The 6,199-nt window shown below is 70.9% G+C and carries 4 protein-coding genes; 2 read left to right on the top strand and 2 right to left on the bottom strand.

Annotated features, from left to right (window positions below; all coding sequences use genetic code 11):
* A partial coding sequence (locus tag E1193_RS29270; RefSeq protein WP_132186397.1) for an NAD-glutamate dehydrogenase occupies positions 1 to 3,162 on the top strand: 3,162 nt, incomplete at its 5' end.
* Positions 3,163 to 3,212: 50 nt separating this feature from the next.
* Here the strand turns inward: E1193_RS29270 and E1193_RS29265 are convergent.
* Positions 3,213 to 3,929: a class F sortase gene (locus E1193_RS29265; RefSeq protein ID WP_132186396.1), complete on the bottom strand. Its 717-nt coding sequence runs from the start codon at positions 3,927 to 3,929 to the stop codon at positions 3,213 to 3,215.
* The gene (locus tag E1193_RS29260) at positions 3,916 to 5,196 is read right to left on the bottom strand and encodes a hypothetical protein (protein ID WP_132186395.1); all 1,281 of its coding nucleotides are present in this window, start codon (positions 5,194 to 5,196) and stop codon (positions 3,916 to 3,918) included. Before E1193_RS29260 ends, E1193_RS29265 begins: the two co-directional genes overlap by 14 nt.
* A gap of 555 nt (positions 5,197 to 5,751) precedes the next feature.
* Between E1193_RS29260 and E1193_RS29255 the strand changes: the two genes are divergently transcribed.
* Positions 5,752 to 6,199 (top strand): cellulose-binding domain-containing protein (locus E1193_RS29255; protein WP_207922916.1); only part of this gene is annotated, 448 nt, incomplete at its 3' end.

Here is a 6,199-nt window from a genome sequence, read left to right as displayed (position 1 = left end):
GGCGGGGGACGGGGCGCGGATGTCGACGACACCATGGACGTCCGGTTCAAGGTCTACCGATACGGCGAGCCGATGATGCTCTCCGCCGTACTGCCGGTGCTGCACTCCCTCGGAGTCAGGGTGGTCGACGAGCATCCGTACGAGGTGGACCGGATCGACGGCCGGGTCTTCCTGTACGACTTCGGCCTGCGCCTGCCCGAGGGGCACCAGGAGTTGGCCGAGGTGCGTCCGCACGTGGAGAACGCCTTCGCCGCGGCCTGGCGGGGCGAGGCCGAGGTGGACGGCTTCAACGAGCTGGTGCTGCGCGGCGGCCTCACCTGGCGGCAGGCGGTGGTGCTGCGGGCGTACGCGAAGTACCTGCGCCAGGCCGGCACGGTCTTCTCGCAGGAGTACATGGAACACACCTTCATCGCGTACCCGCGGATCGCGGCGCTGCTGGTGGAGCTCTTCGAGGTGCGGTTCGCCCCGGGCGCGGCGAGCGTCGAGCAGCGTCGGGAGCGCAGCGGTGAGCTGGTCACCGCGATTGGCGAGGCGCTGGACGAGGTGGCCAGCCTCGACCAGGACCGGATCCTGCGGTCGTACCTGACCCTGATCCAGGCCACCCTGCGGACCAGCTTCTACCAGAAGCGCACCGACGGGCGGCCGAAGTCGTACGTCGCGTTCAAGCTGGACCCGCAGGCGATCCCGGAGCTGCCGGCGCCGCGGCCGAAGTTCGAGATCTTCGTCTACTCGCCCCGCTTCGAGGGTGTGCACCTGCGGTTCGGGCCGGTGGCCCGGGGCGGACTGCGCTGGTCCGACCGGCGAGAGGACTTCCGCACCGAGGTGCTCGGCCTGGTCAAGGCGCAGATGGTGAAGAACGCCGTGATCGTGCCGGTGGGGGCCAAGGGCGGCTTCGTGCTGAAGCGGAAGCCGGGCGACCGGGACGAGGCGATCGCCTGCTACAGGGAGTTCGTCGGGGCGATGCTCGACGTCACCGACAACATCGTCGCCGGGGAGATCGTGCCGCCCACCGACGTGGTCCGGCACGACGGCGACGACCCGTACCTGGTGGTGGCGGCCGACAAGGGCACCGCGACCTTCTCCGACATCGCCAACGAGATCTCCGCGGCGCACCGGTTCTGGCTCGGCGACGCGTTCGCCTCTGGTGGTTCCGCCGGGTACGACCACAAGAAGATGGGCATCACCGCCCGGGGCGCCTGGGAGTCCGTCAAGCGGCACTTCCGGGAGCTGGGCCACGACACCCAGACCCAGGACTTCACCGTGGCCGGCGTCGGCGACATGTCCGGCGACGTGTTCGGCAACGGGATGCTGCTGTCGAGGCACATCCGGCTGGTGGCCGCCTTCGACCACCGGCACATCTTCCTGGACCCGGCCCCGGACGCCGCCACCTCGTGGGACGAGCGCAAGCGGCTGTTCGACCTGCCGCGGTCGTCCTGGGAGGACTACGACCCGGAGCTGATCTCCGCCGGCGGCGGGGTGTACCCGCGTACCGCCAAGTCCGTGCCGATCTCGCCGCAGGTCCGCACGGTGCTCGGCCTCGACGACGACGTGACGCGCCTGTCGCCGCAGGAGTTGATGAAGGCGATCCTCACCGCGCCGGTCGACCTGTTCTGGAACGGCGGCATCGGCACCTACGTGAAGGCATCCACGCAGACCAACGCCGAGGTGGGCGACAAGTCCAACGACGCGATCCGGGTGGACGGCAGGAACCTGCGCTGCCGGGTGGTCGGCGAGGGCGGCAACCTGGGCTGCACCCAGCTCGGCCGGATCGAGTACGCCCTGGCGGGCGGCCGGATCTACACCGACTTCATCGACAACGCGGCCGGGGTGGACTGCTCCGACCACGAGGTGAACATCAAGATCCTGCTCAACACGGCGGTCGCCGACGGGGTGCTCGACGTCGCCGAGCGGGACGAGTTGCTCGCCGAGATGACCGACGAGGTCGCCGAGCTGGTACTACGGGACAACTACGACCAGGCGCGGGCGATCAACAATGCCCAGGCCCAGGCGAGTTCCCTGCTTCCGGTGCACCGCCGGATGGTCAACGAGTTGGAGCGGGCGGGCCAGCTCGATCGGGCCCTGGAGGCGCTGCCGCCGGACGAGGAGCTGGCGGTCCGCGGCGAGTCCGGGCTGACCGCGCCGGAGTTCGCGGTGCTGCTGGCGTACGTCAAGATCGTCCTGGAGCGGGAGATCCTGGCCGAGGGGCTCGCCGACGAGGAGTGGACGACCGACGTCCTGGTGAACTACTTCCCCTCGCCGATGCGGCAGCGCTTCGCCGACCGGATGGCCCGGCACCGGCTGCGCCGCGACATCGTGACCACGGTGCTGGTCAACGAGGCGATCAACCGGGGCGGCATCTCGTTCGTCTTCCGCGTGGTGGAGGAGACGGCCGCCTCGCCGGCGGACGTGATCCGGGCGTACGTGGTGGTGCGTGACGTGTTCGGGCTGCGGGAGGTGTGGGACTCGGTCGAGGCGCTGGACAACAAGATCTCGCCAGAGTTGCAGACCAGCGTCTACCTGGACACCCGGCGACTGCTCGACCGTGCCGTGCGCTGGCTGGTCACCAACCGGCGCTCGCCGATCGACGTGCCGGCGGAGATCGACCGGCTGCGGTCCGGGGTGGCCCGGCTCCTGCCGGATCTGGAGACCCGCTTCCACGGCCGCGAACGTGAGTCGCTGGCCGCGCACATCGACACGATGACCGCACGTGGGCTGCCGCGCGGGCTGGCCGAGCAGGCCACCCGGCTGATGTACAGCTTCGGCCTGCTGGACGTGGTGGAGACCGCGGCAGCGAGCGGCCGGGACGTCGACGAGGTGGCTTCGGTCTACTTCGTCCTGTCCGACCTGTTCCGGGTGGACAGCCTGCTGTCCAAGATCTCCCTGTTGCCCCGGGAGGACCGCTGGCAGACCCTGGCCCGGATGGCGCTGCGCTACGACCTGTACGCCGCGCTCGCCGCGCTCACTGCCGAAGTGCTCGACTCCACCCCGGACAGCCTGTCCGCGCAGGACCGGGTGCGCGAGTGGGAGCAGTCGAACGCCACCTCCATCCACCGCGCCCGGCGGGCGATGGGGGAGTTTGACGAGTCGCGCGCCGACCTGGCGGCCCTCTCGGTGCTGCTGCGCCAGATCCGCACCCTGGTGCGGACCTCCGCCGCGGCCTGAGACGTGCCCGACGCGCCTCCGGTCTCCCGCCGGAGGCGCGTCGTACGCCGTCAGGACGTCATCCTGGCGAAGACGATGACGTTGTCGGTGTAGCCCGCGGCGGCCTGGTCGTACACCCCGCCACAGGTCACGACCCGTAGCGCCGGGACGTCGCTCGGGCCGTAGACCAGCTCGCTGGGGAAGGCGTCCTTCGGGTACGCCCGGACCTCGTCCACGGTGAAGGTGGCCCGTGTGCCGTCGGCCCGGGACACCGTGATGGTGTCGCCCTTCGTCAACGACCCGAGTGAGAAGAAGACGGCCGGGCCGAGCTTCGCCGAGTCGACGTGCCCGACGATCACCGCGTTGCCGGCCTCGCCGGGGCTGACGCCGGGGGAGTACCAGCCGGCGCGGTGGGCCTGCTCCAGCGAGGGCACCTGAACGGTGCCATCCGGGTTGGTGCCGAGTGTCATGACGTCGGCCTCGACCCCGATGCGGGGGATGGAGATGGCGGTGGGAGCGGAGCGGGGCAGCGCGGGGGCCATGCCTCTCTCGCGGGCGGTGGTCCGCCCGCCCGGCAGGTGGCCGGCGGTGTCCGGGTCGGCCTGCTCCATCAGAGCCGTCCGGCCGATCGGCTGCGGTGGGCGGGGCGGGGGTTCGGTTCGCAGGGACAGGCCGACCATCCCGGCGCCCGCCATGGCCAGGGCGACGACGACGGCCGTGCCGGCGGCACGCCACGGTCTCCCGTGACGGCCGCCGGCCCGTGTCGTCGTCCGGTCAGACGAGCCCATCGGCCCGACGCCGGCGCATCAGCACGATGCCACCCAGGGCAGCCGCGCCGATCATGCTCGCCCCACCGAGAGCCATGCCGCCGTCGGCGCCGGTGGTCATGCCACCGTCACCGCCTTCGACGTGCCCGCGGGGAAGGACGACCAGTTCGCCCTCGCCGCACGAGCCCTTGAGCTCGTACCGGCCCGGAGCGGCGTCCGAGGCGACCCGGCCCTCGCCGTAGTAGACGAAGTCCTTCTTGTGCTTCCAGCCGTGCTCCTCGCCAGCCGCGTCGTCCTCGTACCCGCCGTGGCTCTTGCCGCCGCGCTCGGAGCCGGTGCCGGTGCCGCGGTCCTCGTTCTTGCCGCCGCGCTCGCCGTTCTCACGGCCCTCGGAGCCGTGGCCGCGCTCGCCGTTCTCGCGGCCCTCGGAGCCGTGGCCGCGCTGGCCGTTCTCACGGCCCTCGGAGCCGTGGCCGCGCTGGCCGTTCTCACGGCCCTCGGAGCCGTGGCCGCGCTCGGAGTCGGCTGCCCGGTCGTGCTCCCCGGTCTTCCAGCTGTGCTCGCGGCCCTCGGAGCCGCGCTCGGACCCGGTGCCGTACCGGTGGTCCTCCGAGCCGTGGCCGCGCTCGGACTCGGACTCCGCAGCCTGGTCGTGCTCCTCGGCCCTCCAGTCCTGGCCCTTCCACTCCCGCTCGTGCTGCCCGCCGCGCTCCTCGGCGCCCTGCTCCTCGTGGGCCTTCCGGTCGCGCTCCGCCCCGGCGTCGGCGACGAACCCGCCACCCGTGCCGTTCGGCTGGCCGCCGTTGGCCGGAGGCTGCGGCGTCGGGCTCTTGCGGTGCTCGTCCCTGCCCTGCCTGCCGCCCTTGTCCTTCTCCCGAGAGCCTTCGTCCTTGCCCTTCCAGTCGCGGTGCTCACCGCCGGACTCCTTGCCCTTCCAGTCGCGGTGCTCACCGCCGGACTCCTTGCCCTTCCAGTCGCGGTGCTCACCGCCGGACTCCTTGCCCTTCCAGTCGCGGTGCTCACCGCCGGACTCCTCGGCCGGCTTCAGCTTCACCTTGCCGGTGACCTTTGACCAGACGTAGGCGTGCTCCTGCGGGTGCGGGCAGACCTCGAGAAACTTGACCGTCTCGCCCGGCTTGGCCACGTGCGGCTTGGCGTGGACCCGGCCCTCACGGTCTCCGCGATGGTGCGTGCCGTCCGCGATTGCCATCCCCGGCGTGAGCACCAGGAGGGACGCGCCGCCGAGCGCGGCACCCGCGACGACCTTTCCGAGCATCTTGTTAGCCATGACCTGCGTCACTCCATCTCTGTCGTCCCGAGCCCGACGTCAGTCGAGCTATGACCGACGTTAGACCGTTTCGCGTCTGTTCCGGGGGAACATTCATGTTTTGGAGTTTGATGTCGATCGGAGAGGTACGGGTGCTAGGCGGCTTATGTCGGTTCGGCAACCAGCTGATGCCGGCGCGCGTACTGTGGGTCGCGCCGCGAGCCAGAGTGGTTGGCAGGGTGAATGTCCCGATCGGCAGGAGGTCTCGTCTTCGCCGGCAGGTCGCGGGCACGTATCGAACCATTGCCATGGAAGCGCTCCCATGCAAGAATCGCTGCACGCGGTTCGGGGAGCCACACCGCGTAGGCCGACGTCGAGGGCACCGGTGAGAACCGGACGACGTAGCCACCGACCGGTCCTGCCCGACCGGTCAAGGCACCACCACCACGCCCGTTCCCGGGTCGGGCGCACCCCCCGAAATTCCCGTTGGCACCGTGGGCCGTCCGCAAGGGCCGTCCGCCGGGCCATTTCGCCGGGCCGCACGCGGATCCGGTCTCGCCCAAGGAGTTCAGTGGCATGAATCTGTGGAGAAACCTGTCCGGCCGACGCCGGGCGGTCGCACTCGCCGGTGCGAGCGCCCTGGTAGCGGGCGGGCTCGTGACCATCCCGGTCACCGCGGCCCAGGCTGCGACCCAGTGCAGCGTCGACTACACCACGAGCCAGTGGCAGGGCGGCTTCACCGCCAACGTCACCATCAGGAACATCGGTGACCCGCTGAGCTCGTGGACCCTCGGCTTCACCTTCCCCGACGCGGGTCAGCGGGTGCAGCAGGGCTGGTCGGCGAGGTGGTCGCAGAGCGGCCGGAACGTGACCGCCACCAACGAGTCGTACAACGGCTCGGTCGCCTCCGGCGGCACGGTGAGCATCGGCTTCAACGGCGCGTGGAGCAGCAGCAACCCGAAGCCGGCCTCGTTCACCCTCAACGGTGTTGTCTGCAACGGCGGAACCCCGCCCACCACCACCC

It is taken from the genome of Micromonospora sp. KC606 (assembly GCF_004348675.1).
Classification (GTDB): domain Bacteria; phylum Actinomycetota; class Actinomycetes; order Mycobacteriales; family Micromonosporaceae; genus Micromonospora.
This window is presented reverse-complemented; position numbering and strand designations above follow the sequence as displayed.

Excerpts from the sequence above, each read along its gene's own strand:
- E1193_RS29265 (WP_132186396.1), bottom strand. The coding sequence starts at position 3,929 with ATGGGCTCGTCTGACCGGACGACGACACGGGCCGGCGGCCGTCACGGG.
- E1193_RS29260 (WP_132186395.1), bottom strand. The coding sequence starts at position 5,196 with ATGGCTAACAAGATGCTCGGAAAGGTCGTCGCGGGTGCCGCGCTCGGC.